Here is a 25,227-nt window from a genome sequence, read left to right on the forward strand (position 1 = left end):
CTGTATTCAATCATAGTTATCAAAATAAAAAAGAGTTAAAATCACCACCGTGATTTCAACTCCCTTAGCATTAATAATCAAATACCGATGATTGAATCCGATTATTATGCACTTTTCGGAATCTAGCTTCACGGTATAAATACAAGTACCTGCAACGGGCTAACTGGGTCTGAGCAATAATTTCATCGTCCACTTCTGAAATGGCATTTTGGGTTTCCTGTGCTCGTAACCAATCTGACTTAGCCTCATCAATTGAATCTAACAAATCTTGATCATATTGTAACTTACTTTTTTGAGCGGTATTCTTTCTCCCGAACATAAATAATATCTCCTAAATTTCAGTGCGGCCCTGAACAGCCTTGAACAAGGTCATTTCATCTGCATATTCAATATCACTACCAACGGATAAGCCATGGGCTAGTCGCGTTACCTTGATGCCAGCTGGTTTAATCAACTTGGACAGATACATTGCGGTAGCTTCCCCCTCAGGAGTGGCATTGGTGGCAATGATAACTTCATTCACCGCCTCATTGGCTTGCAAGCGCTTAATTAGAGAACGCACATTCAATTCATCTGGCCCCTTACCATCAATTGGGGATAAGACCCCACCTAAAACGTGGTAGAGACCATGGTAATCCTTCATTCGTTCCATTACCATGATGTCCTTAGGCTGTTCAACGACCAGAATTTTAGATTGGTCCCGCGTTGGATCCTGACAAATTTCACAGGGATCCTCATCGGTTAAATTACCGCAAATTGAACAGTAACGTAACTTATCCTTCGTTTCCGTCAACGCCTCAGCGAAATTTGCGATGTCGGTCTTATCCATATTCACCGTAAAGTAAGCCAACCGAACGGCAGTCTTCCGACCGATTCCTGGGAGGTGCATATAACTATCAATCAGCTTTGCAATTGGTTCTGGATACTGCATTTTAATTCCCTCTTTAATTACATTCCTGGCATGCCCTTAGTGTATTTACCAAGGGTACTTTGAGTGGCATCTTCGACCTTGCCAAGGGCTTCGTTTACAGCGGTCAATACTAGATCAGAAAGCATATCTGGATCATCTGGATCAATTGCCTCTGGCTTGATTTGCATGTCCGTCATTTTGCGATCACCGGTAAAGGTCACCTTAACCATATCATCTGGAGCGGTCCCAGTGAATTCTTGTTTATTTAATTCAGCTTGCTCTTCGCCCATTTGCTTTTGCATTTGCTTAACTTGCTTTAACATCTTGTTCATGTTCATTCCGTTCATCATATTATCAACATCCTTTTATTATTAATCATTTTTTACATCTAAAATGTCCTTACCAAATAACTCCTCAGCCTTTGTAACCACATCTGGTTCCGCACTAGCTTGTTCATGCACACCCTGATCATCAATCGGCAATGGTGGCTCGTCGCTATTATCATTACCAGCAGCATTCGAATGCTGCTTGGGTGCTGATGACTGTTCAGCTGAAGGAGCGGGCTGATTAGCATTGCCCCGCATTCGTTTGTGATTATAGTAATCCTTACGAATTTGTTGCCATTGTTCTTCCGGGACAAAGCTTAGATCAGGAGCATACCCAATGATGCGGTCAAACCCATTTCCAATCGCATCGATCAATGACCGATCGTTAACTGCCTTTTGGTAAAAAATATCATAACTAAATGATAACACAACCCCACTACTGCTGGCAGCAACTGGGTTCGCAATGTTCATCAATGACCTTTGAACCACATCTAAATTTTGAACCAATTCAGCCCAAGAACTCTTGATGCGGTTAAGATCTGAGCGGGTCGCATGATCCAAGATCGGGTAAATCTTTTCCAAATTAACGCGATGGCTTGGTGCCGATTGCTTTTTAACAGGTGCCGGCTGGGGGGTTGCTGACTGTTTAGGCGTCGATTGAGCTTGTGGTTTGGAATCAGTCGTTATAACGGATTGTTTCAGGGCGCTAAGTTGTTGTTTTAAGTCGTTGATTTCACCCGTAAGTTGTTCAATTTGTTTACTATCGGCAGCTGAACCCTCAACGCCGCCACGATTCAACGTGGCAATTTTAACCGTTAATACCTCCAGATAAACATCTGGATGGAGCGTGTAACGCATTTGTTGTTGAATGTCATTCAAAATTTCAATGATTTGATAGATTACATTGGCGTTTGCATCGGTCGCGATTTGCTTGAACTGGTCGTCAACGATGCCCAATTCTTGTTCCAAGACCATTTCAGGAGCTTGCTTATAAAGTAAGGTGTTTTGGTAATAACTAATCAAGTCCTCAATAAACTGATTGGCATCCTTACCAGCATCAACTATTTTGCGCACTGACACTAGGGCAGCTTTCACGTCTTGATGGGCCACTTCGCTAACGAATTCAGTCAAGAGCGAAGTGGTCACGCTTCCGGTAACTTGAAGTGCGTTTTCATAGGTTACTACATCATCCCCATACGACATGGTTTGATCCAAAATGCTAAGTGCATCCCGCATCCCACCTTCAGCAGCCCTAGCAATTACCCGCAGCGCTTTGTCATCGTACTTAACATCCTTTTGCTTTAGAATGTATTCCATTCGTTCCAGAATATCCTTGGGTTGAATTCGCTTAAAATCAAAGCGTTGGGTCCGTGAAATGATCGTGGCTGGTAACTTGTGGGGTTCGGTCGTAGCTAGAATAAAAATCACATTTGTGGGAGGTTCTTCCAATGTCTTTAACAATGCATTGAATGCCCCCGTTGATAGCATGTGCACTTCATCGATGATGTAGACCTTATAAGTCGCTTCGGTCGGTGCGTACTTCGCCTTATCGCGAATATCACGAATCTCATCGACCCCGTTATTGGAAGCCGCATCAATTTCGATTACATCATTGAGGGTGCCATTGGTAATCGCCTTACAAATGCTACATTCATTACATGGTTCCCCATCCTTTGCATTTGGACAGTTAACTGCCTTAGCAAAGATTTTAGCAGCTGATGTTTTCCCAGTTCCGCGGGGGCCTGCAAATAGGTAAGCATGACTAATTTGATTGGTAATAATGGTGTTCTTCAACGTTTCAGTAATTACCGGTTGGCCCACTAGATCAGCAAATCGTTGGGGTCGCCAGACCCGATATAATGCTTGATAACTCAATAGTTTTCCCCCTCATCATAGTCAAAAACAACGAACCTAATTCAATTTATTATAGCACGCGCAACTCCAATGCCACTCCGCCACTCTAAAAATTAATAATAAAATAAAAAAGCCCCCAGTCATAAACGACTAAGAGATTAATTGCTATGTACAAGAAGCACAGAACGTAGGAAACTTAGTGCTGCTTCCTCTCGGACCTGACACGGTTCGTTAGCACGTCCTTGCTCCAAGGCCTAACGGCAAATATTATCTTAACTTATTTTACCTAACTTGTCCAGAACGACGAGCTAGTTTTTTACGCTTGCGAGCAGCCTTGAAAAACGCCTTCATAATTGCCGCAGATTCATTAGCCAAAACCCCACCAGTCACGTTCACCTGGTGGTTAAAACGGGGGTCGTTCAAAACCTGATAGAGGCTATCGACCACGCCGCCCTTGGGGTTTGGGGACCCATAATATAGGTTTTTGATCCGTGAATTTAGGATTGCACCAGCACACATTAAGCATGGCTCAACGGTAACGTAGAGGTCACAATCCTCCAATCGCCAACTATTTAAAACGGCACAGGCCTCTTGGATCGCATAAATCTCCGCATGCCCAGTGGCATCTTCCGCTAGTTCACGTAGGTTATGACCGGTCCCAATTACCCGTCCGTCGTGAACGACCACGGCACCAATCGGAACTTCATGAATGGAATTGGCCGCCCGCGCCTGTATTAATGCCCGTTGCATAAAGGCTTCAATCCGTTGATCGTTCATTAGACGCATTCCTCCCTAGTGCTTGGTACTTTCCAAAATATAGTAACCCTTGTCGCGTTTAATGACCTTACAGTTACCAAACGTATTGGCCATTAATTTTTTAGCGGATGGCGCCCCCTGCTTTTTTTGAAGCACCACGGTCAACCGCCCTCCACTGATCAGGTGTTCTAATGCCCCGGTAATCATATTATCGACCACCGTTTTACCTGCTCGTACTGGTGGGTTAGTGATTACCGCAGCAAAGGTAGCGTCAATTGCCTGATAGCCATCGGAATTTTGAATCGTAACGTTAGCAATGTGGTTTTGCTGGGCGTTTTCCTTCGCCAAGCCGAGGGCCCGGTTATTCACATCGCTCATCAAGAAGTGTCGATCTGAATAGCGCTTTGCAAGGGCGAGGCCAATTGGGCCATATCCACAACCAAGGTCTAGGATGTCTCCATCCGGCAACTCAGCAATTTCAACGCTATTAATTAAAACGCGTGACCCATAATCCACCGTTCGTTTGGAAAAAACACCATTATCAGTAGCAAAGGTCAGCTGATTGCCCAATAATTCAAAATTCCAATTCTGTTTTGCGTGTTCAACATCGGGATTTGGTGTATAATAATATTCGGTCATTTTTATCATCCATTTCTATTTCATAATCTTAATTAGTTACCAAAATTAAATTAAAAATTGTTTCACGTATTATCACATGATACCACATCTAGTGTTACACGAATTTTGCAAACACTACTTGTGGTATTTTACGTTGAAATTATTCAACAAGGGTGTAGAATAAAATACATATTATTTACTAGTTCCTAGCAATTAGCTAGCTAATTGCTAGGATGCGAAAACAACTGGAGGCCGCGATTATGACACAAATTACTGTATTTTCAAAAAATAACTGCATGCAATGCAAAATGACCAAACGATTCCTGGAAGAACACGGTGTTGATTTTAAAGAAATTAATATCGATGAACAGCCAGAATACATTGACACTTTGAAAGAAGCGGGCTTTATGGCTACCCCAGTTATTAAGGCTGATGGAATCGAACCCTTTAGTGGCTTTAGACCCGATCAGTTAAACAAACTAGCGGTAATGGCATAAACTGCAATTATTCTACTGAAGTTGGCGATGTCTTTTAAAGACCTCGCCACTTTTATTTTAGCAAATTTTTAGAGAAAGCGTGGAGAAATAATGGGACTATCAGATTTAAAGGACGTTACCTATTACGACTTGAATAATGAAATCAACATCCCAGTTGATGGTCAAATCCAGTTGGATAAGGATAAGGAGGCCCTTGCTGCATTCCTAAGGGAAAACGTCGAACCAAACACTAAGCACTTTGCCTCACTGAAGGAACGCTACCAATACTTAATCGACAATGATTACCTGGAAAAAAAATTTATCAATAAGTATAACTTTAGCTTTATTGAAAAGGTATACGACTATCTTAAATCACAATCATTTCACTTTAAGACCTTTATGGCTGCGTATAAATTTTATGCTCAATACGCATTGAAGACCGACGATAATGAATACTACCTTGAAAACTTTATTGACCGTGCTGCCGTAAACGCCCTTTATTTCGCTGATGGTAATGAAGAACTCGCAATGAGCTTAGCCGATGAAATTATTAACCAACGCTATCAACCAGCGACCCCTAGTTTCTTGAATGCGGGGCGGAAACGCCGTGGTGAACTTGTTTCTTGTTTCCTAATTCAAACGACTGATGACATGAATACAATCGGTCGGACCATTAATTCTGCCCTTCAGCTTTCTCGAATCGGTGGTGGGGTTGGAATCAACCTCTCCAACCTACGAGCTGCTGGCGATCCCATCAAACACATTGAAGGGGCTGCTAGCGGGGTCGTTCCAGTAATGAAGTTATTAGAAGATAGCTTTTCATACTCCAACCAATTGGGGCAACGCCAAGGAGCCGGTGTGGTGTACCTAAGCCTCTTTCATCCCGATATCATTTCCTTCTTATCAGCCAAGAAGGAAAATGCCGATGAAAAGATTCGGGTAAAGACCCTTTCACTTGGGGTTACGGTTCCTGATAAGTTTTACGAACTAGTTAGAAACGATGATGATATGTATCTATTCAGTCCATATGATGTTGAAAGAATTTACGGAAAACCATTCTCATACGTTGACATCACTAAGGAATATGACAACATGGTTAACAATCCCGAAATTAAGAAGACTAAGATCAAAGCGCGGGAATTAGAAACTGAGATCAGTAAGCTCCAACAAGAATCTGGTTACCCATACATCATTAATATCGATACTGCCAACCGGGCAAACCCAATTGACGGTAAGATCGTAATGAGTAACCTCTGTTCAGAAATTATGCAGGTTCAAACGCCTTCCACGGTTAATAATAAGCAGGAATACGTTAAACTAGGGACCGATATTTCATGTAACTTAGGATCCACTAACATGGTCAACATGATGGCAGCACCTAATTTTGGGCACTCGATTGAATCAATGGTCAGAGCATTAACGTTCGTTACCGACCATTCCGATATTGACGTAGTTCCATCAATTCAAAGGGGCAACCACCTTGCCCACACCATTGGATTAGGGGCCATGGGCTTACACAGTTTTCTCGCTAAGAACCAAATTGAATACGGTTCTGATGAATCAATCGAATTTACCAGTGTCTACTTTATGCTCTTAAACTACTGGACATTAAAAGCCTCAAACCAAATTGCCAAGGAACGGAATCAAACTTTCCATCAATTTGAAAAGAGCCAATACGCAGACGGCAGTTACTTTGACAAATACGTTACGAAAGACTGGGGACCAAAATCAGAAAAGGTCAAGGCCCTCTTCGATGGGATTGAAGTGCCATCAACTAAGGACTGGGCGGAACTTAAAGCGGCAGTTATGAAGGATGGGCTTTACCACCAAAACCGTTTGGCAGTTGCTCCGAATGGATCAATTTCATACATTAATGATACAACTGCTAGTTTGCACCCCATCATTAGTCGAATTGAAGAGCGTTACGAATCTAAGATTGGTAAAATTTACTACCCCGCACCATACCTTTCCAATGACACCATTAAGTACTACAAGTCAGCTTATGATATTGATATGCGCAAAGTCATTGATGTGTACGCAGCTGCACAGGAGCATGTCGACCAAAGCCTTAGTTTGACCCTCTTCATGCGTTCAACAATTCCAGAAGGGCTCTATGAATGGAAGAATGGCCGTACTAATAAGATGTCGACGCGTGATTTGAACATCCTTCGTAACTACGCTTACTATAAGGGCATCAAGTCATTATACTACGTTCGGACCTTCACCGATGACCAACAAGAAGTTGGTGCAAGCCAATGTGAAAGTTGTGTTATTTAAGATTTTTTAACAGCTTATTGAGTAAATATCTAATATTAGTTATAGTATTAATATTAGATATCAAAAAGTAAGTTGAATATGAATGGAGAATCGCATGAAAAATTATAAAGCAATTAACTGGAATGCAATCAATGATGAAATTGATAAGGCGACTTGGGAAAAGTTGACCGAACAATTTTGGTTGGACACGCGGGTGCCACTATCAAATGATTTGCATGACTGGCGGAGCCTAGATGATGATCATAAATGGGTCGTTAGCCACGTCTTCGGGGGCTTAACACTGTTAGATACCCTTCAATCACAAGATGGAATGGCAGCCCTTCGAAAGGACGTTCGGACTCCTCATGAAACAGCCGTATTGAACAACATTCAGTTTATGGAATCGGTCCATGCCAAAAGTTATTCATCCATTTTTTCAACGTTAAACACGAATGAAGAAATCAAGGAAATTTTTGAGTGGAGCGACAGTGAAGAATTTCTACAAACTAAAACTAAGAAAATTTATACCCTCTATCATGATGATAGCAGTCCCCTTAAGAAGAAGATTTCTAGCGTCTTTTTGGAAACGTTCCTCTTCTACTCTGGCTTTTTCACGCCACTATGGTATTTAGGAAATAATAAGTTACCAAACGTCGCAGAAATCATTAAGTTAATTCTGCGTGATGAGTCCGTCCATGGGACCTACATTGGTTATAAATTTCAATTAGCATTCAACCAACTATCAGATGCTGAGCAGGAATCCATTAAGGGATGGATGTATGATTTTCTGTATGATTTATACGCAAACGAGGAAAAATACGTTCACACCCTTTATGATCAAGTTGGCTGGTCAGATGAGGTCTTGACATTCACCCGTTACAATGCAAATAAGGCATTAATGAACCTAGGCCAAGATCCACTCTTTCCAGATACTGCTGATGATGTGAATCCAATCGTAATGAACGGAATTTCCACCTCAACGGCTAACCACGACTTCTTCTCCCAAGTGGGGAACGGTTATCGATTAGGTCAAGTGGAGGCCATGAATAATGATGATTACAACATTGGTCGTCCTAAAAAATAAAAATATTTCCATTCTAAACCAGCGGTGAACTAATTCATCGCTGGTTTCGTTTTAAAAAAACAGTGCCGAAATCGAAAAATGATTTCAACACTGCTTTTTAATTACTTAGATGAAAATTGAGAAATTAACTTAAATGGCCCCCGTGGCTTATCTCCACCAATCCGTTCGTTCACAATCAATAGAATTTGGAGCATCGTAAAGATTAATGAACTCTTTCGGCGATAAACAATGTAACGTGGAACCCATACATTAACATATTTTTCCTTATACGAGCGTAAGCCCTGGAAACTATAGAATGATTGGCCATACTTATAAACCAAGTTAGCAATCTTTTCATCAATAAAACTAAACCGGGAGCGGCCCACATTAGATAGCGGGGCCATTCCTAAGTTAAAGTATTGGTACTTATTATCCAATGAATATTGGAATAAATTAATGAAAATCCCATCCATAATTCCTGATGGTGCATCATCACTGGAACGCATTAAATCAATTGAAGTAATGGCATGTTCACCCGTCGGCATAATGTTAGCAAATGCAACGACCTTCCCATCCTTGTCCTTCATAATTGCAATGGGAGCCTGATTTAAATAGTAAGCATCGAAGTAGCCCAATGAAAATCCCTTTTCAGAATTACCATTTAGCCACTGGTCAGAAATCGCCTTTAACTCCGCCATGAATGCATTATCAAACGGTGGATTAACAATTGAGAATTGATACCCTTCCCGTTCAAATTTATGCATCAAAGCCCGTTCACCACGGTGTTTCTTCCCCACCAACGTAAACTTACTTAGTTCAACCATTCCTTCTTCACCGGCCTTTGTAAAATCAAACCCCTTTTCATGAAGAATCATGGTAAACTTTTCACCCACTTCGTAGAAGACAAGTGATAGCCCAATTTGATCGGCATCGATCATAAATTGATCAATCGCATTGGAGAACTGCTCAGCATTCCCGACCGGTTCACCCATAATCACTAGTTTATTTGCCCGGCGCTTAAACATAAAAAAGACCTGGTCTTCATCATCAATAGTGTAGAAATAGATTTGTTTATCCCGAACAAATGCCAGGTGACTAACTTCATTACCACCATATTCATCAATCACATGGCGAACCCGCTCTGCATCAAACGGTTGGTCGAGCCAATTAGTTTCCTTTGAAGAGAAGTAGCGATAAATGATTACTAAAATCAATGAAGCCGCCAGTAACCCTAGAAAACCAGCAAACCAAACCTGTTGTGATGGGAAGAGGTAAGCATTCGGTTGTTTAAACAACCCCTTAAACGGGCCGTTATGGAAATTATGGTGGAAGTGGTTATAAATTCCCAGGAACGTATACGCCGTGAACGTGAACGCAAAAATAATTGTGTCCATAATGCGCTGGCCCCATGAATATGATAACCGTTTCCGGTACAATGATCCCTTTGAAAGCCAAAGTAGTAAAATCAAAATGATCGATAAAATCGACATATTAATGGGAAAACTTTCCTTCCAAAGGGTATTTGCGATCGCAATTAAGAGGACCACGACGGTGGGCCAAAACGAACGTTGAACCCGTGAACCGTAACCACGTGCCAGTCCAATTAAAATAAAGGCCACGATAATGGTAGTCAACTGATTTAAAAAGTAGAACGTATACGGTTCAAATGAAAGATAGAAACTGTTGACTAACACCACATTCGGTAATGTAATTGATAGTAACAACATAATTCCTGAAAAGTATAGAAAAATCGTCAAAATAATTTGAGCGGTTCTTTGGAATAACGTTTTAGGAATATCATCTAAAAATTCATTAATTCGCTTCCCGTAATCATGAATGAACAGGATTAAAGCAATGATGAATGGAACCACGTAATAAAAAATCCGGTAAAATGCTAGCCATACTAATACTTGGGGCTTATCAACGCCCAACATGATCAAACCAGTCGTGATGGTTACGTCAAAACCACCCAATCCACCGGGAGTCATTCCAATGACCCCCATGATATTCGCAATAATAAATAATGGGAAAACCGAAATCAAACTAATGTTAACATGCATCAATGATCCAATTATTAAGAACAATGCTGCACAACTACCCCATTCCAAGCAGGAACCTAGAATCAACGTTAATTCACGCTTAAGCGTTAAATCTTGAAAGAACGTTGAATTATTTAACCTAGTCACGATGAAGACAATTGGAAAGTAAAGTGCACCGGCAAATAAAAACGGCCAGTAATTAACCAGGGTCCCATCCGTATCAAATCCAAAAATCATGATTAGGGCAATCCAACAGTAAGTAGACAGTCCCGCTAATAGAAACATCGCAATTTTTGAAATGGCATACATAATTTGCTTCGGACTAGCGTCTTCATTGTAAAAGTTAGCCCGTAAACTAGCCCCAATCAGTCCACCGAATCCCAAAATATTAGTAAATGCATTGGTAATCCAACCGGTTTTTACAATGTATAACGGCTTAAACTTACCAGGTAGAAATTTAACAATTGTAAAATCGTAAACCAACATTGGTAACACCGCAATTAATCCTAATATTAACATCAATCCTAATGAAGTCGGTGATTGACTATCAAAGCTAGTCCTTACTTGATGACCATTCACTTCTGAAATAATCTTGGCAAATTCACGAAGTGAAAAAATCAATACTGAAAAAATAAACAGGGTTTTAATCACTTTAAGGTGTTTAACAAAGAAGTCGCTAGTTTTTTGATATAAAGATTTCAAAGGAAGTGCCCTCCGTATCTAAATCGATTCCAATAAAAAAACGCATGGCATCAATAATGCCACACGCTTTAAGCTTGATCCTAAAATTACTTAAGGGTAACAGTAGCACCAGCTGCTTCAAGTTGTTCCTTGAGCTTGTTAGCTTCTTCTTCTGAAGCGCCTTCTTTGATAACAGTAGGAGCGCCATCAACCATGTCTTTGGCTTCCTTCAAACCTGCACCAGTGATTTCACGAACAGCCTTGATAGCCTTGATCTTAGCACTACCACCTGAAGTTAATTCAACGTCAAATGAATCCTTAGCAGCACCGTCGCCACCAGCAGCACCTGCAGCTGCAACTGGAGCAGCAGCTGAAACACCAAATTCATCTTCGATTGCCTTAACTAGGTCGTTTAAATCAGTAATTGAAGCGTCTTTAATTTGTTCAATAATATTGTCTTTATCAAAAGCCATTTTATTTTCCTCCATTTTGGATAAATTTTAATTTTTAAGCGGCACTATCGTCGTCCTTGTCTGCAACAGCCTTAACAGCGTATGCAACGTTCCGTACAGGAGCTTGTAATACGTTAGCAAGCGTAGCAAGCAATTCATCACGACTTGGTAATGAAGCAAATTCCTCAATTTCATCTAATGAAGCAACCTTGTCTTCAATCATTCCACCCTTAAGGACAAGGGCATCGTTATTGTCAGCAAACTTCTTCAAGATCTTAGCAGGAGCAATTGGGTCTTCGTCAGAGAAGGCAACTGCAGTAGGTCCTACAAAAACATCGTTTAATTCTTCATAACCAGCTTTTTCAGCAGCACGTCTAACTACGTTGTTCTTAATAACGTGTAATGAAACACCAGCATCACGTAATTGCTTACGTAAATCGGTAACATCAGCAACGTCTAATCCACGATAGTTAACAACGACTGCAGTATTAGCATTCTGGAATAACTTAGTAAATTTTTCAACTTGTTCTTCCTTAGCAGCTAAAACATCTTTACGCATCTATTTTCACCTCCCAAAGTATTTGGGATTTAAATAAAAAAATCCCCACGCCTACCCAGACATAGAGAGAATTGATTTAATTCCTCGGCAGGATATTTAAGGCAAATGCCACCTGAGTCTTAGGTAGATTTATATAACAAGGTAACTATACCATATGGAATGGTTACCGTCAATATGAGGATTTTTTATTTTGATCCTAAATCAGTAACATTAGAATGAATCAACACTAACATTAACACCAGGGCCAAATGTTGAAGAAACTGAAATGTTCTTAATGTAAGTTCCACGCACTGAAGCAGGGCGGTTCTTAGCAATGATGTTTTCAACTTCCTTTAAGTTACCAACTAATTTATCAGCATCGAATGATACCTTTCCAACAAGAACGGCAACGTTACCATCACGATCAGTCCGGTAAGTAACTTGACCTGCTTTGGCATCGCTAACAGCTTTAGCAACGTCCATTGTAACAGTTCCAGTCTTAGGGTTTGGCATCAAACCTTTAGGTCCAAGTACCCGACCAAGACGACCAACTTGAGCCATCATGTCAGGAGTAGCAATTGCTACGTCAAAGTCTAACCAACCACCTTGGATTTTTTCAGCTAAATCAGCATCTCCAACAAAATCAGCACCGGCTTCTTTAGCAGCAGCAGCCTTGTCACCCTTAGCAAATACAACAACCGTTTGGTCCTTACCAGAACCATTTGGTAGCACCGTAGCACCACGTAGTTGTTGATCAGCTTGCTTAGTATCAACGTTTAAGTTAAATACAACTTCAACACTTGCGTCAAAGTTTGCGAAATCAATTTTTTTAACCAAGTTAACTGCATCTTCAACAGAATAAGCCTTTTCACGGTCTACTTGCTTAAGTGCATCTTGGTATTTTTTACCTCTATTACGAGCCATGTGTATTTTCCTCCTTGCAATTGTGGTTATAACGGATAAACCTCCCACTTGACACCCTAAAACAATTTAGAGTATCGGGGCCTACCCACAGTATGAATGAAATTACTTAACAGTGATCCCCATACTGCGTGCAGTACCTTCGACCATACGCATTGCGGCTTCTACATCAGCTGCGTTAAGATCTTTCATCTTAGTTTCGGCAATTTCCTTCACTTGATCCTTGGTAACTTCAGCTACCTTCTTAGTGTTAGGTTCACCGGAACCCTTTTGAATTCCAGCAGCTTTCTTTAATAGAACTGCGGCTGGTGGAGTCTTTGTGATGAATTCGAATGAACGATCATCAAAGACAGTAATAACAACTGGGATAATCATACCAGCTTGGTCTGCGGTACGGGCATTGAAGTCCTTAGTGAATCCCATGATGTTAATTCCAGCTTGACCCAAAGCAGGTCCAACTGGAGGAGCGGGTGTTGCTTTACCCGCAGGAATTTGTAATTTAACTACATTAGCTACTTTTTTAGCCACGAGACATACCTCCTTAAGTCCGTGTGTGGTAAATGGAGATCAAAATTTCTCCTCCCACTTTCAAACATATGCAAAAACATACAAAGGTTAATATAACACAAAATAGTTTTCGTTTCAAACTTTTATTCGACTGGTTTAACCTGTTTGAAATCTAGTTCGGCGCTAGTTTCACGACCAAACATATCAATATCAACCTTTAATTTTGCTTTTTCATTATCCATTTCAACAATTTTACCTGATAATCCAGAGAAGGCCCCATCAATAATGGTAACGGTATCGCCCACCTTAGCATCAATTTCCTTAGTTTCAGGAGTTTGATCCAAGCGGCTGAGAATTAATTCCACTTCTTCAGGCAGGAGTGGCGTTGGCTTACTACCTTGCCCATGAGAACCGATAAAACCAGTAACCCCAGGTGTATTTCGAACGATATACCAAGACTCATCAGTCATCACCATTTGAATTAGTACGTATCCAGGGAAGGTCTTATCCATCTTAATCTTATCTTTCCCATTTTTAACTTCGTGTTCTTCTTGCTCAGGAACAACAACTCTAAAAATATAGTTAGACATTCCCATTGATTCTTTCCGTGATTCGATGTTTGCTTTGACACGATTCTCATAACCAGAGTAAGTATGTAACACATACCATTGCTTTTCAGCTGATTCTACCATTCCGAATTGCTCCTTTTTTATTCATTCGACAATTGTTAAGAACATTATAGCATACTAACCGCTAAGAATTAATTATGCCAAAAAATTCCAAAATAAAAAAACCTCACGTCCGTAGGTTTTAGTATTTTATAACAGTTTTAGGAATACTTGAACTAAACTATCAACAACCGCAAAGAAGATTGCAAATAAAATCGTAACCCCTAAAACAGTTGAAGTATCTTCTCTTGTTTGTTTAGCGTTTGGCCAAAACACAATTTTCATTTCTTGAATGACACTTTTTAAAAAATTAATAAATCGCATAAGATCCTCCTACTAGCGCGTCTCTCGATGTAACGTATGCTTCCCACAATGCTTACAGAACTTTTTAACTTCTAATCGTTGCGTTCGGTTAGGGTTATCATCAGTAACATAGTTTCGCGATCCACAGACCGAACATGCTAATACTAACTTGTTTTTTGACATAGGAATCCTCCCTACGTAAACTCTTAAATACTAGCATGTTAACCCCGTCATAGTCAAACTTAGCTAGCCATTCATTTGTTTGCGATAATTATTAAATTTACGCTTACACCGTTCAAAAGCATTCACAACTTTATTTTCAGAACAATGATACTTAGTAGCAATTTCTTTTAAACTAGCATTTCGAAACGTCTCAATCAAAATTGACCGTTCTAAAAACGATAGACGACTTAAAATTAATTCAATTTGTTCATTTTGGAGGATTCGCTTCTCGGGACAAAACGAACTAAAATCAACGAGCGTATCAGAATAAAAGCTTTCAAATGCATCAAAAGAACTTAACATTTTGTCCGGCATCCGTTTTTGTGCATTTTTACGCCTAATTAAGTCAAAGAACCGGTTTTTTAATGCTTGCCGATAAAAGCTCCCAAAACTAACACCACGCTCACAATCGTATTGGTCGATAATTCGAACTAATACGATTAAAGCCTCTTGGTTCCAATCATCAATTTCCATCCCGTTGATAAAGTACTGCCGCCAAATTTTATTCACTACCGGACGATACTTAGAAAATAGAGCCTTAATTGCACTTTCATCTCCGGATTGAATGGCTTGAATTAATTGTGTTTCCTGATTGATATGATCATGATTAATAATGGTCACTTTCGACAACTCCTTTTGAAACTAATTTAGCAAATCAGTCTCATAGCAGCAAGCGAACAACTATTCTTAATAGATATACCAATTCTCAAATATTAATTAACTAATAACAACTTCTTAGCGTTTACGGTTCGAAAGCTCATCACGAAAGTGAGCTAATTTCTTTAACTGTTGATCAGAAAAGGGTAAGTTTCTCCCACTTCCCACGTTTTTATAACTATGCACGTGTAAATGAATTTCTCTTTTAGCTCGTTTGACATCCCGTAATAAGTCACGAGAAGTCTCACGGAGCGCCCCCGCAGAGAATACCGTCCACTGTTCAGCCTGATCACTTGTGACGACGATTACTTGGGTAAAGCGGGATTGCTTTTGCCGAGCAAGCGATTCGATATAGCTGTCGGCGGTTTCATCCTTTCCGGTCCAAACGACGTCCAAATTATAATGCTTGTCCTTTTTTGCCAGCCCCGGGACATACATCGCATCAAAAATTATTACCATATTAATTTTACGGTACTTCTTATATTCTGATAAAATGCGCAATAATTCATCCCGTGCCTCTGACATTCGATTCTCTAATTTTAACTGATTTAACTCTGGCCAACTGCCAATTACGTTATAGGCGTCGACCAATAATAACTGCTCTTTCATAATTAATTCAACCCCATCGTTTATGCTAATGGATTTCTAGAGTTGAAACATTGATACATTAATAGTCCGGCAGCCACACTAGCATTTAAACTTTGTAGTTCCCCCACCATTGGAATCGTCAACATCTCATCCACTTGCTTCTTTAATAGTGGTGAAATGCCCTTTCCTTCGTTTCCAATGATCAAAGCAACCGCTCCGTTTCCATTCCATTTACGGTAGTCAGTTCCATTAACATCGGTTCCAAAAACCCACACGTTTCGCTCTTTTAATTCCTTTACAGTCTGCACTAAGTTCGTAACCCGTGCAACTGGCACTCGTTCAATTGCACCGGCAGAGGTCTTAGCCACGGTCGAAGTGAGCCCAACCGCCCGGTGCTTTGGAATGATAATCCCAGAAACACCGGATGCATCTGCAGTTCTCATGATTGATCCTAAATTATGGGGATCTTCAATGCTGTCTAATATCATGAAGAACGGCGCCGTCCCCTTTTGCTGCGCATTTGCAAACAGGTCATCAAGCGTTGCATAGCGGTATGCAGCAATCGCAAGGATTACTCCCTGATGGTTTTGGTGGTCAGATAGCAAATCTAACTTCGCCTTTGGGACCATCGAAACAATCAAATGCCTTCCCTTAGCTAACTTTATAATTTCACTTACGACCGGTTCAGTTTTCTTAATCCCATCCTGTAAAAACACCTTGTTAATTTCCTGCTTACTTCTTAACGCCGCAACCGCAGGATGGCGGCCAATTACAAAATCATCATTACTTTTCATGAACTGTTCTCCCGTTATCAACTTGTTCAATACACCAGTTTGCAAGGAAATCAAGGCGACTGGACTGGTCACTTAATGATAAGTACCCCATCAACGCCTCAAATCCAGTGGAAATTCGATAAGTTACCACGCTAGTGTTTTTAGCATGCGTATAACTTTTCGCATTGCGCCCCCGTTTAAAGACTAATTCTTCCTCATCAGATAAAATTCCGTCAGTATGCATTAAATCAATCAATGCAGCCTGAGCCTTTGCAGACACGTATTTGGTTGCTACCTTCTGGAGCCGGTTTGGTTTGGTAATGCCAAGTGTCAATAGGTGCTTTCTGATGTATACCTCATACACTGCGTCCCCTAAATAAGCGAGAACAATTCCGTTTAACTGTTGATAATCAACGTCGTTTGCTGCCATTATGATTCCCTTCTAAAGCGCGTACCCTGGGCTGTATCTTCTAAGATAATTCCCTGGGCCTTCAGTGCTTCTCTAATTTGATCACTTTTTTCAAAATCATGATCCTTACGGGCTTGAATCCGTTCTTGGATTAATTCCTCAATCCGATGATCATCTAGTTTTTCAGCCTTTAAGCTAACCCCAAAAATGCCAGCCAACGTGGTCAGTCGTTGTAAAATCAACTTCACTGTATCACGAAATACGACTGGTCGTTCAGCATACACGTTCCCTAATTTGGCTAATTCATATACCTTTGCAATTCCATTTTGAGCGTTAAAGTCATCATCCATTGCATCTTGAAAATCAGCTTGAATCTGCCTAATTTCTTGATCGACCTTTGGATCGTTATAATCGTCTGCATCCTTTAGGCGGTAAGTTAGATTATTGTAAGCGGTTTGAATTTTCTTTAGGTTCGCAGCCGCCGTTTCTAAACTGGTGGCATTATAACTAATCGGTCTCCGGTATTGGGTGGTGGACATTAAGAACCGAATGACCTGTGGGTCAGTGGTTTTAACGAGGTCATGAACCATCACAAAGTTGCCCAATGATTTACTCATTTTTTCATTATCTTCACCCACGGTTACAAATCCATTGTGCATCCAATAATTTACAAATTGCTTGCCCGTTTTAGCCTGGCTTTGTGCCCGTTCATTTTCATGGTGGGGAAATTCTAAGTCAATCCCACCGCCATGGATATCAATGGTATCACCGAGATACTTTGTTGACATTACTGAACATTCAATGTGCCAACCGGGACGGCCCTTCCCCCATGGCGAATCCCAGGCAATTTCATCACCCTTTTGGGTCTTCCAAAGTGCAAAATCAATGGGATCTTCCTTTTGACTAGTCTCTTCGTCATTGACGTGTTCACTAGCCCCCGCTTCCAAGTCATCAATACTTTCATGGGCAAGTAGCCCGTAGGTATCAAACTTACGAGCGCGATAGTAGACGTTTCCATCCACTACGTAGGCGTAACCCTTATCGATCAATTCATTCACAAAATCAATAATTTCAGGAATGTTTTCCGTTGCACGTGGATTTTTAGTGGCTGGTTCGACGTTTAAGGCCTTAGTGTCCTCCTTAAATGCTGCAATAAATTTATCAGCTAATTGTGGAACCGTAATGCCCTCTTTTTTAGCTTCATTAATCATCTTATCATCAACATCAGTGAAGTTTGAGACGTAATTAACCTTGTAACCGCCGTACTCTAAGTATCTTCGAATCGTATCGAATGCAACCACACTACGGGCGTTTCCAATATGAATATAATTGTAGACTGTGGGTCCACAGACGTACATGTTCACTACTCCCGGATGAATTGGTTCAAATGATTCCTTCTTTTGAGTTAACGTATTGTAAATTTTTAGCACATCCTACACCCCAATCTAAATTGTTTAATAATGGTTTCATTTTAGCATAAACCCAACCCCAATTAACAACAAAAAAGGGTTCCTTAACGCTAAATTATCGTTAAGAAAGCCCCGTTTAAGTTAATCAATTTGTTTTAAGGTTTGGTCAATGTGTTCAAGTGCCTTTTCACGACCGATCAATTCAATTGATTCTGGTAGTTCTGGACCACTCATTTCATGGGTAACGGCAATTCGGATTGGCATCCATAATTTCCGGCCCTTAATCTTAGTATCCTTTTGAACTGCCTTAATGGTCCTTAGAATTTCAACCTTATCAAAGATTGGTAATTCCTTAGCACGCTTAGCAAATTCCTTTAGGACCACCGGTGCAGTGTCATTACTAATTTCTTCAAGTGCATCGCCAGTAATTTGGTCTGGTTCGTGGAAAAAGACATCTGCCATTTCATTAATTTGAGCCATGTAACTCATTTGTTGTTTATAGACGTTAATCAACTTCCGAGCCCATTCAACGGTCTTTGCATCAGGACTTTCAGGAAGGTTGCCCTTTGCAATCAATTGACGCAAAGCTAGGTCCATTACAACGTCTTCGTCACTGGATTTAACGTATTGGTTGTTAATCCATTCCAACTTCTTATTATCAAATTTAGCTGGTGATTTACTCAACCGAGTGTAATCATACATCTTGATAAATTGTTGTTTGGAAAAGATTTCGTCCTCACCAACTGGTGACCATCCCAATAGGGTAATAAAGTTAAACATTGCATCGGGAAGGTAGCCCAAATCCCGGTATTGTTCGATAAACTGGATGATGGATTCATCCCGCTTACTTAACTTTTTACCTGAGTCAGCACTAGTGATTAGACTCATGTGCCCAAACTTAGGCGCATCCCAACCAAAAGCATCGTAAATCATTAGTTGCTTAGGGGTGTTTGAAACGTGGTCATCACCTCTAAAGACGTGGCTAATTTCCATCAAATGATCATCGACCACCACTGCAAAATTGTAAGTAGGCATTCCATCCCGCTTAGCAATCACAAAGTCGCCACCAACACTGTCGGAATTAAATGATAATGGTCCCTTGACCATGTCATCCCATTTGTAATCATGGTTTTTAGGAACTCTAAATCTAATGACCGGCTTTAGACCCTTAGCCTTAGCATCAGCAACTGCTTGGCTAATCTCTTCATCGGTCATCCCCTCGAATTCATATTCGTAGTGGGGCATTACTCCACGAGCCTTTTGTTCTTCCCGATCAGCTGCTAATTCTTCTTCGGTCCGGTATGATTCGTAGGCCTTTCCTTCATCTAGCAGTTGTTGGATCAATGGTTCGTAGATTGCACGCCGTTCTGATTGACGGTACGGACCAAAATCGCCAGGATTATCAGGACCTTCATCCCAATCCAATCCTAACCACTTTAAGTTATTTAATTGGCTGCTTTCACCATCAGCAACGTTTCTTTTTGTATCAGTATCTTCAATTCTGATGATAAACTTACCCTTATTATGGCGGGCAAAAAGATAATTAAAAATTGCCGTTCTGGCATTTCCAATGTGTAAATGTCCAGTCGGACTTGGTGCGTATCTAACTCGAATCGAATTCTTAGCCAATGCTAATCCCCTCTTTTACTAAAATCGTAACTAATTATAACATATTCTTATTTGTTTGCCCGGTGATTACCTTAATTTTTCAATGCGATTGAAAGGGCTTCCCGCAAAGTAGCCACTCCAATTACCTGCATTCCAGTCGGCGGTGTCCAACCACTAAGGTTATTTTTCGGAATCAAGACCCGTTCAAATCCCAGCTTCTGGGCTTCTGCTACCCGTTGTTCGATTCTTGTGACCCGCCTAATTTCACCGGTCAACCCAATTTCACCAATGTAACATTCTGATGGACGGGTGCCCCGGTCCTTATAGCTGGAAGCGATGCTAACCGCCATTGCCAAATCGATTGCCGGTTCGTTTAACTTAACGCCCCCAGCTGCCTTTAGGTAGGCGTCTTGATTTTGGAGCATTAGACCAGCCCGTTTTTCAAGGACCGCCATAATTAATGAGACCCGGTTACGATCTAATCCAGATGCAGTTCGTTGGGCATTCCCAAATATCGACGGAGTAATTAAAGCCTGAATTTCTACTAAAATCGGTCGGGTCCCTTCCATCGAAACCACAATGGCCGAACCAGTGGCATCCTTTAGGCGTTCCTCCAAGAAAATTTCAGATGGATTCCGAACTTCCTTTAAGCCGCCCTCGCGCATTTCGAAGACTCCCAATTCATTGGTCGAGCCAAACCGATTCTTAACCGCCCGTAGTAGCCGGTATGAATGGTGCATATCTCCCTCAAAGTATAAAACCGTATCAACCATGTGTTCAAGCGTCTTAGGACCAGCCAATGTTCCGCCCTTAGTCACGTGCCCCACTAGGAAAATCGTGATGCCCTTTGACTTAGCGATATTCATTAAATCAGAAGTAATTCCGCGAACCTGGGCAACCGAACCAATTGCGGATTGAATTGCTGGCTCTTCAACCGTTTGAACCGAATCAATTACAACAAAGTCTGGTTTTAATTCCTCAATTGAGTGGCGAATTGCATCCATGTCGGTCTCAGGATAAATGTAGAGTTGATCGCTAGCCACGCCTAACCGATCAGCACGTAATTTAATTTGATTGGCACTTTCTTCACCGGAAACATACAACATTTTATGGCCCCGGTTACTTAGTTCTCCCGAAATTTGAAGTAGGAGCGTCGATTTCCCAATCCCAGGATCACCACCAATTAAAATCAATGATCCAGGAACCACTCCGCCCCCCAAAACGCGATTGAACTCTTCTGAATCGGTTTGGACCCGCATTTCAGTGTGCGCCTTAATTTGGCCCACCAACTCTGGCTTCGTGGAACTGCCGTTAAAGTCAGTCCGGGTCGGAGAGATTTTTTTAGCGGTACTAGTGGTCCCCCCCTGGGGTTTCACAATTTCTTCTACTAGTGTATTCCACTTCCCACAGTTAGGACAACGCCCCAAAAACCGTGGTGAAATATACCCACAGTTATCACAAACGTATTGGGTCTTTACTTTTGCCACATCATCAGCCCCCTTTACTTTCCAGAAGAACCAAAACCACCAGTGCGATGCTTAGTTTGGCTAAGGTCCTCATCATCAACCGCCAAAAAGGGCATAAAAATCCCCTGAGCAATCCGCTCCCCCTTTTTGATTTTACGGTCGGTAAGTCCAAAGTTAATCATCTGCACGAAAATTTCGCCTTCGTTATTAGGGTTACCGTAATAATCAGCGTCAATCACGCCAATTCCGTTCGGTAAGTACATCCCACGTTTGAGGGGGTTACTCGACCGATTCGCAATGATCAACACCTCATTTGCTTGCATGTAGGCCTTAATTCCAGTGGGAACTAAAAATGGCTTTAACGTTTTTTGGGCAGTCGCTAAATCAGCTTCTGAGACTTGTTTTTGGTTTCTGATCGCCCATAACACCTTTAAAAAATTAACCTTCCAAATCGATGGAAGCACAAAGTCTTCGGCACAAGCAAAGTCATACCCAGCGGCTTGCTTGGTAGCCCGAAATGGTAAGCTAAGTCCCTGATCCTGATATTTTGAAACAATTTTAAATCCTCGATTCATCCTTTTCACGTCCTTAAATTCTAATCATATTTAAAATTATACTATGTATTGATCATTTTAATTAGTCTTCTCTCTTTATTTACGAAAAAACTACTCAATTAATTAGATTTCACTAAAAATTTAAATTATTAACGATAAATATTAAATCTTGAATTGCTTATTCATTCAAATTTTGAGACAATTATTAATAATAAATAAATGTGTTGAATTTTAATTAGCTAACCAAATAGGACTAAGTTTGCAGTGCACTTATTAATTGCTAGAGGGGCAGAAAAAATGAACCAAGACGATTTAAAGAAGATAGTTGGGATTGAAGCTGTAAAATACATTCAAGATGGAATGACGGTGGGCCTTGGAACCGGATCAACAGTTAAGTACCTGGTCGAAGCATTAGGACAACGAATCAAGGATGAGCACTTAACCATCATTGGGGTCCCTACTTCTAATCGGACTGCACGCCGGGCCGAACAACTTGGCATTACGGTTAAGGACATTGATGAAGTTGACCATATTGATTTAACCATTGATGGTGCCGATCAAATTGATGAGCACTATCAGGGAATCAAGGGTGGTGGAATTGCGCACCTGCGTGAAAAAATCGTAGCGATTAACTCCCGTAAAAACATTTGGATTGTTGATGAATCAAAGTTAACCAAACAATTAGGGTCGTTTCCACTTCCGGTTGAGGTCATCCCGTACGGTAGTCAACAACTATTCAAAAAATTTAAAAAGCGTGGTTATAATCCTAAGTTTAGAATGGACGGAAACCGATTCATTTTGACCCACTCTAAAAACTATATTATTGATTTAGGATTAGGCAAAATGGGTGATCCACACAAGCTAGCTAAAAACCTAAAGGATATGACAGGTGTCGTTGAACATGGGTTATTCTTAGACCTAGTTAATACAATTATCGTGGGGCATGAAGATGGTCCCGAAATCATTCAAGCCCGATAATTTTAAATTTAGCAAAGCCCACGTGGTTTTGCTTTTTATTTAGACTTTGTTTGTTGTACAATACGATTAGTGTCTGATATAAAAACTAAGGAGTGAATTTAATGAGTAAGAGTATTAAGTTTGATGATATCAAAAATTACCAATCTGATTTAGATAAGCGCAGCGACGCAAAGCTCGTTGGCCGTGCTGTTTCACACCAAGGCGTAAATGCAGTTAGCGCAAACTACAGTTCCGAAATTGCAAACAAACCCGTTTTTTCAATTGAACTAGAAACTGGTGACGTTGCAAATCAAAAGCGCAGTGGCCGTTGTTGGACATTCGCTGCACTGAACACTTTACGGCACCGGGTCGCTAACGAATTTAACCTAAAGGGTAACTTCGAATTATCCCAAAACTACATTAACTTTTGGGACAAATTCGAAAAATCAAATTTCTTCTTAGAAAACATTCTAAATACTGCTAACAAAAAGCGGACTTCCAGAAAGGTAGCATTCCTACTTGCTACTCCCCAACAAGATGGTGGCCAATGGGACATGCTCTGTGCATTGGTTGAAAAATACGGAGTCGTTCCTCAATCAGCAATGGCTGAAACTTACAATAGTAATAACTCCGCTGATTTAAACAGCGTTTTGAACCTAAAGCTCAGACGGGACGCAGTTATCTTAAGAAACCTTGTTAACGACGGCGCTGACAAGGATAAGATTGCGGCTCAAAAGGATCAAATGTTAAATGAAATCTACAGAATCTTAGTTTATGCATTGGGCGAACCTGCTAAGCATTTTGATTTTGAATACCGTGATAAGGACAATAAATATCACATTGCAAAGGACCTTACTCCTAAGAAATTCTACGAAAAATATATTCAATTAGACCTCGAAGACTACGTTTCATTAATTAACTCCCCTACTGATGACAAGCCTTACAAGAAGACTTACACCGTTGAATTGTTAGGAAACGTGGTTGGTGGTCGTCAAGTTAAGCATTTAAACCTATCAATTGATGATTTTGAAAAACTAGCCATCAAGCAACTTAAGAATGGCGAAACCGTTTGGTTCGGTAGTGATGTTGGTCAAGCATCAGATCGTCAAAAGGGAATCATGGATGACAAGCTTTATTCCCGTGCTGAATTATTCGACACTGATCTTGACTTAACTAAGGCTGAACAATTGGACTACAGTGAAAGCATGATGGACCACGCAATGGTAATTACCGGAGTTGACATCGTTGATGGTAAACCCACTAAGTGGAAGGTCGAAAATAGTTGGGGCAACAAGGTTGGAAACAATGGGTACTTTGTCATGAGTGAATCATGGTTCAGAAAGTATGTCTACCAAATTGTTATCAACAAGAAATACCTCTCAGATGACTTAAAGAAGGCTCAGGCTCAAGACCCAATCTTATTAGATCCTTGGGATCCAATGGGAACCTTAGCTAAGTTTTAATTAATTATCTTTAAAAGTAAAAAAATGCTGATTTCTGAAGAAATCAGCATTTTTTTAATTATAAAGTAATTTTATCAACAATCCGTAACTGTGCATCTAATTGATATTGAATCGGTGCCCCATTAGGGACCTCGACTTGATCAATTACATCATCGTCAATTCGTTCTAAATATTTAATCAAGGCACGAATGGTACTGCCGTGGGCGACCACTAATTGATTATGGTGGTCTAATAACCGGGGGGCAATTGAATCGACCCAATACGGCATAATCCGGTCATAAGCCATCCTTAGACTTTCCCCTAACGGCTCCGTGACCCCGATGCTTGTGTAACGTTCATCGTGATCATGGGCACTTAACAATGGTGGAACGGTATTAAAACTACGTCGCCATTGATTAAACCGTTCTACGCCAACCCGTTGCTTTACGGCTTGTTTATTTTGCCCCCTTAGGGCTCCGTAATGTCGTTCATTTAACCGCCAGGACTTGTGTTCCATGATGTAGGCCTGCTCAATCTCGTCCAAAACAATGTTAGCAGTATCAATTGCACGAATCAAAAAGGAAGTGTGAACATCACTAAATCGGATGCCAGTTGCTCTAATTTTTTGACCAGCAGCATGGGCCTGCCCAATTCCAGCGGTAGTTAATGGAACATCGTTCCACCCGGTAAAAACATTATTAGCATTTGCCAAACTTTCACCATGACGCATTAACGTTAAAAATACCATTAATCCCACACTTTCTTAATCATAAA

28 protein-coding genes, 1 other RNA gene and 1 other annotated feature are annotated in these 25,227 nt (G+C 40.7%); of the genes, 5 read left to right on the forward strand and 24 right to left on the reverse strand.

Features of this window, described 5'->3' with window-relative positions:
* Positions 1 to 70: 70 nt before the first annotated feature.
* The 7 genes from MOO44_RS02165 to MOO44_RS02195 form a co-directional block, all read right to left on the reverse strand.
* A complete protein-coding gene (locus MOO44_RS02165; RefSeq protein ID WP_260116802.1) occupies positions 71 to 319 on the reverse strand; it encodes a YaaL family protein in 249 nt (82 codons plus the stop codon).
* Positions 320 to 331: 12 nt separating this feature from the next.
* Entirely contained in the window at positions 332 to 931 is a 600-nt protein-coding gene (recR, locus tag MOO44_RS02170; RefSeq protein ID WP_260116803.1) for a recombination mediator RecR, read from the reverse strand.
* A 17-nt stretch (positions 932 to 948) separates the two neighbouring features.
* A complete protein-coding gene (locus MOO44_RS02175; RefSeq protein WP_260116804.1) occupies positions 949 to 1,260 on the reverse strand; it encodes a YbaB/EbfC family nucleoid-associated protein in 312 nt (103 codons plus the stop codon).
* A gap of 21 nt (positions 1,261 to 1,281) precedes the next feature.
* Positions 1,282 to 3,111, reverse strand: coding sequence for a DNA polymerase III subunit gamma/tau (gene dnaX, locus MOO44_RS02180; RefSeq protein ID WP_260116805.1), 1,830 nt, complete (start codon positions 3,109 to 3,111; stop codon positions 1,282 to 1,284).
* 139 nt (positions 3,112 to 3,250) lie between these two features.
* Positions 3,251 to 3,350: signal recognition particle sRNA small type (gene ffs / locus MOO44_RS02185), an RNA gene on the reverse strand.
* A gap of 22 nt (positions 3,351 to 3,372) precedes the next feature.
* Entirely contained in the window at positions 3,373 to 3,867 is a 495-nt protein-coding gene (tadA, locus tag MOO44_RS02190; protein ID WP_423802910.1) for a tRNA adenosine(34) deaminase TadA, read from the reverse strand.
* A gap of 15 nt (positions 3,868 to 3,882) precedes the next feature.
* The gene (locus tag MOO44_RS02195; RefSeq protein ID WP_260116807.1) at positions 3,883 to 4,485 is read right to left on the reverse strand and encodes a class I SAM-dependent methyltransferase; all 603 of its coding nucleotides are present in this window, start codon (positions 4,483 to 4,485) and stop codon (positions 3,883 to 3,885) included.
* A gap of 239 nt (positions 4,486 to 4,724) precedes the next feature.
* Here MOO44_RS02195 and MOO44_RS02200 point away from each other — a divergent pair, with 239 nt between their 5' ends.
* The 3 genes from MOO44_RS02200 to nrdF all read left to right on the forward strand — a co-directional run bounded on the left by MOO44_RS02200 (position 4,725) and on the right by nrdF (position 8,280).
* Positions 4,725 to 4,961, forward strand: coding sequence for a redoxin NrdH (locus MOO44_RS02200; protein ID WP_260116808.1), 237 nt, complete (start codon positions 4,725 to 4,727; stop codon positions 4,959 to 4,961).
* Between the two features lie 90 nt (positions 4,962 to 5,051).
* Positions 5,052 to 7,217: a class 1b ribonucleoside-diphosphate reductase subunit alpha gene (gene nrdE, locus MOO44_RS02205; RefSeq protein WP_260116809.1), complete on the forward strand. Its 2,166-nt coding sequence runs from the start codon at positions 5,052 to 5,054 to the stop codon at positions 7,215 to 7,217.
* A gap of 94 nt (positions 7,218 to 7,311) precedes the next feature.
* Entirely contained in the window at positions 7,312 to 8,280 is a 969-nt protein-coding gene (gene nrdF / locus MOO44_RS02210) for a class 1b ribonucleoside-diphosphate reductase subunit beta (protein WP_260116810.1), read from the forward strand.
* Positions 8,281 to 8,381: 101 nt separating this feature from the next.
* Here the strand turns inward: nrdF and mprF are convergent, their stop codons facing one another.
* From mprF to MOO44_RS02290, 16 genes are all read right to left on the reverse strand, one after another.
* Entirely contained in the window at positions 8,382 to 11,000 is a 2,619-nt protein-coding gene (gene mprF, locus MOO44_RS02215; RefSeq protein ID WP_260116811.1) for a bifunctional lysylphosphatidylglycerol flippase/synthetase MprF, read from the reverse strand.
* 86 nt (positions 11,001 to 11,086) lie between these two features.
* Complete coding sequence (gene rplL / locus MOO44_RS02220) at positions 11,087 to 11,452, reverse strand: 50S ribosomal protein L7/L12 (RefSeq protein ID WP_260116812.1); 366 nt, start codon at positions 11,450 to 11,452, stop codon at positions 11,087 to 11,089.
* A 34-nt stretch (positions 11,453 to 11,486) separates the two neighbouring features.
* A complete protein-coding gene (rplJ, locus tag MOO44_RS02225) occupies positions 11,487 to 11,990 on the reverse strand; it encodes a 50S ribosomal protein L10 (RefSeq protein ID WP_260116813.1) in 504 nt (167 codons plus the stop codon).
* A 27-nt stretch (positions 11,991 to 12,017) separates the two neighbouring features.
* Positions 12,018 to 12,132, reverse strand: a sequence feature (ribosomal protein L10 leader region).
* Between the two features lie 68 nt (positions 12,133 to 12,200).
* Positions 12,201 to 12,893, reverse strand: coding sequence for a 50S ribosomal protein L1 (gene rplA, locus MOO44_RS02230; protein WP_260116814.1), 693 nt, complete (start codon positions 12,891 to 12,893; stop codon positions 12,201 to 12,203).
* Between the two features lie 102 nt (positions 12,894 to 12,995).
* Positions 12,996 to 13,418 (reverse strand): 50S ribosomal protein L11, encoded by a 423-nt coding sequence (rplK, locus tag MOO44_RS02235; RefSeq protein ID WP_260116815.1) that lies wholly within the window; start codon positions 13,416 to 13,418, stop codon positions 12,996 to 12,998.
* A gap of 122 nt (positions 13,419 to 13,540) precedes the next feature.
* Positions 13,541 to 14,089, reverse strand: coding sequence for a transcription termination/antitermination protein NusG (gene nusG, locus MOO44_RS02240; protein ID WP_260116816.1), 549 nt, complete (start codon positions 14,087 to 14,089; stop codon positions 13,541 to 13,543).
* Positions 14,090 to 14,215: 126 nt separating this feature from the next.
* On the reverse strand, positions 14,216 to 14,389 hold the full coding sequence (gene secE, locus MOO44_RS02245) for a preprotein translocase subunit SecE (RefSeq protein ID WP_260116817.1): 174 nt from the start codon (positions 14,387 to 14,389) through the stop codon (positions 14,216 to 14,218).
* 12 nt (positions 14,390 to 14,401) lie between these two features.
* Positions 14,402 to 14,551 carry a 50S ribosomal protein L33 gene (gene rpmG / locus MOO44_RS02250; protein ID WP_260116818.1) on the reverse strand — a complete coding sequence of 50 codons (150 nt, stop codon included), beginning with the start codon at positions 14,549 to 14,551 and terminating at the stop codon, positions 14,402 to 14,404.
* A gap of 63 nt (positions 14,552 to 14,614) precedes the next feature.
* A complete protein-coding gene (locus tag MOO44_RS02255; RefSeq protein ID WP_260116819.1) occupies positions 14,615 to 15,211 on the reverse strand; it encodes a sigma-70 family RNA polymerase sigma factor in 597 nt (198 codons plus the stop codon).
* A gap of 114 nt (positions 15,212 to 15,325) precedes the next feature.
* Positions 15,326 to 15,856 (reverse strand): NYN domain-containing protein, encoded by a 531-nt coding sequence (locus tag MOO44_RS02260; RefSeq protein ID WP_260116820.1) that lies wholly within the window; start codon positions 15,854 to 15,856, stop codon positions 15,326 to 15,328.
* 20 nt (positions 15,857 to 15,876) lie between these two features.
* On the reverse strand, positions 15,877 to 16,629 hold the full coding sequence (rlmB, locus tag MOO44_RS02265; protein ID WP_260116821.1) for a 23S rRNA (guanosine(2251)-2'-O)-methyltransferase RlmB: 753 nt from the start codon (positions 16,627 to 16,629) through the stop codon (positions 15,877 to 15,879).
* Positions 16,619 to 17,038 carry a Mini-ribonuclease 3 gene (locus MOO44_RS02270; RefSeq protein ID WP_260116822.1) on the reverse strand — a complete coding sequence of 140 codons (420 nt, stop codon included), beginning with the start codon at positions 17,036 to 17,038 and terminating at the stop codon, positions 16,619 to 16,621. The genes rlmB and MOO44_RS02270 overlap by 11 nt, the downstream gene beginning before the upstream one ends.
* Entirely contained in the window at positions 17,038 to 18,447 is a 1,410-nt protein-coding gene (gene cysS / locus MOO44_RS02275; RefSeq protein ID WP_260116823.1) for a cysteine--tRNA ligase, read from the reverse strand. Before cysS ends, MOO44_RS02270 begins: the two co-directional genes overlap by 1 nt.
* 120 nt (positions 18,448 to 18,567) lie before the next feature.
* Positions 18,568 to 20,055 carry a glutamate--tRNA ligase gene (gene gltX / locus MOO44_RS02280; protein ID WP_260116824.1) on the reverse strand — a complete coding sequence of 496 codons (1,488 nt, stop codon included), beginning with the start codon at positions 20,053 to 20,055 and terminating at the stop codon, positions 18,568 to 18,570.
* 71 nt (positions 20,056 to 20,126) lie between these two features.
* Positions 20,127 to 21,521, reverse strand: a complete 1,395-nt coding sequence (gene radA / locus MOO44_RS02285; RefSeq protein WP_260116825.1) for a DNA repair protein RadA — start codon at positions 21,519 to 21,521, stop codon at positions 20,127 to 20,129.
* Between the two features lie 14 nt (positions 21,522 to 21,535).
* Positions 21,536 to 22,075, reverse strand: a complete 540-nt coding sequence (locus tag MOO44_RS02290; protein ID WP_260116826.1) for a dCTP deaminase/dUTPase family protein — start codon at positions 22,073 to 22,075, stop codon at positions 21,536 to 21,538.
* Between the two features lie 276 nt (positions 22,076 to 22,351).
* Here MOO44_RS02290 and rpiA point away from each other — a divergent pair, with 276 nt between their 5' ends.
* Positions 22,352 to 23,032: a ribose-5-phosphate isomerase RpiA gene (rpiA, locus tag MOO44_RS02295; RefSeq protein WP_260116827.1), complete on the forward strand. Its 681-nt coding sequence runs from the start codon at positions 22,352 to 22,354 to the stop codon at positions 23,030 to 23,032.
* 101 nt (positions 23,033 to 23,133) lie between these two features.
* The gene (locus MOO44_RS02300) at positions 23,134 to 24,474 is read left to right on the forward strand and encodes a C1 family peptidase (protein ID WP_260116828.1); all 1,341 of its coding nucleotides are present in this window, start codon (positions 23,134 to 23,136) and stop codon (positions 24,472 to 24,474) included.
* 58 nt (positions 24,475 to 24,532) lie between these two features.
* Here MOO44_RS02300 and MOO44_RS02305 read toward each other — a convergent pair whose 3' ends face one another.
* Positions 24,533 to 25,201, reverse strand: coding sequence for a 2,3-bisphosphoglycerate-dependent phosphoglycerate mutase (locus MOO44_RS02305; RefSeq protein ID WP_260116829.1), 669 nt, complete (start codon positions 25,199 to 25,201; stop codon positions 24,533 to 24,535).
* Between the last annotated feature and the right edge of the window lie 26 nt (positions 25,202 to 25,227).

The organism is Nicoliella spurrieriana (assembly GCF_023380205.1).
Lineage (GTDB): Bacteria > Bacillota > Bacilli > Lactobacillales > Lactobacillaceae > Nicoliella > Nicoliella spurrieriana.

What these genes read in the sequence shown, in the direction of transcription:
- nrdF (WP_260116810.1), top strand. Translation starts at nt 7,312, where the DNA reads ATGAAAAATTATAAAGCAATTAACTGGAATGCAATCAATGATGAAATT.
- nusG (WP_260116816.1), bottom strand. Translation starts at nt 14,089, where the DNA reads ATGGTAGAATCAGCTGAAAAGCAATGGTATGTGTTACATACTTACTCT.
- rplL (WP_260116812.1), bottom strand. Translation starts at nt 11,452, where the DNA reads ATGGCTTTTGATAAAGACAATATTATTGAACAAATTAAAGACGCTTCA.
- secE (WP_260116817.1), bottom strand. Translation starts at nt 14,389, where the DNA reads ATGCGATTTATTAATTTTTTAAAAAGTGTCATTCAAGAAATGAAAATT.
- rpmG (WP_260116818.1), bottom strand. Translation starts at nt 14,551, where the DNA reads ATGTCAAAAAACAAGTTAGTATTAGCATGTTCGGTCTGTGGATCGCGA.
- MOO44_RS02200 (WP_260116808.1), top strand. Translation starts at nt 4,725, where the DNA reads ATGACACAAATTACTGTATTTTCAAAAAATAACTGCATGCAATGCAAA.
- MOO44_RS02290 (WP_260116826.1), bottom strand. Translation starts at nt 22,075, where the DNA reads ATGAATCGAGGATTTAAAATTGTTTCAAAATATCAGGATCAGGGACTT.
- rpiA (WP_260116827.1), top strand. Translation starts at nt 22,352, where the DNA reads ATGAACCAAGACGATTTAAAGAAGATAGTTGGGATTGAAGCTGTAAAA.
- rplJ (WP_260116813.1), bottom strand. Translation starts at nt 11,990, where the DNA reads ATGCGTAAAGATGTTTTAGCTGCTAAGGAAGAACAAGTTGAAAAATTT.
- rplA (WP_260116814.1), bottom strand. Translation starts at nt 12,893, where the DNA reads ATGGCTCGTAATAGAGGTAAAAAATACCAAGATGCACTTAAGCAAGTA.
- recR (WP_260116803.1), bottom strand. Translation starts at nt 931, where the DNA reads ATGCAGTATCCAGAACCAATTGCAAAGCTGATTGATAGTTATATGCAC.
- MOO44_RS02260 (WP_260116820.1), bottom strand. Translation starts at nt 15,856, where the DNA reads ATGAAAGAGCAGTTATTATTGGTCGACGCCTATAACGTAATTGGCAGT.
- tadA (WP_423802910.1), bottom strand. Translation starts at nt 3,867, where the DNA reads ATGAACGATCAACGGATTGAAGCCTTTATGCAACGGGCATTAATACAG.
- nrdE (WP_260116809.1), top strand. Translation starts at nt 5,052, where the DNA reads ATGGGACTATCAGATTTAAAGGACGTTACCTATTACGACTTGAATAAT.
- MOO44_RS02300 (WP_260116828.1), top strand. Translation starts at nt 23,134, where the DNA reads ATGAGTAAGAGTATTAAGTTTGATGATATCAAAAATTACCAATCTGAT.
- MOO44_RS02305 (WP_260116829.1), bottom strand. Translation starts at nt 25,201, where the DNA reads ATGGTATTTTTAACGTTAATGCGTCATGGTGAAAGTTTGGCAAATGCT.
- MOO44_RS02165 (WP_260116802.1), bottom strand. Translation starts at nt 319, where the DNA reads ATGTTCGGGAGAAAGAATACCGCTCAAAAAAGTAAGTTACAATATGAT.
- MOO44_RS02195 (WP_260116807.1), bottom strand. Translation starts at nt 4,485, where the DNA reads ATGACCGAATATTATTATACACCAAATCCCGATGTTGAACACGCAAAA.
- MOO44_RS02175 (WP_260116804.1), bottom strand. Translation starts at nt 1,260, where the DNA reads ATGATGAACGGAATGAACATGAACAAGATGTTAAAGCAAGTTAAGCAA.
- MOO44_RS02270 (WP_260116822.1), bottom strand. Translation starts at nt 17,038, where the DNA reads ATGGCAGCAAACGACGTTGATTATCAACAGTTAAACGGAATTGTTCTC.
- rlmB (WP_260116821.1), bottom strand. Translation starts at nt 16,629, where the DNA reads ATGAAAAGTAATGATGATTTTGTAATTGGCCGCCATCCTGCGGTTGCG.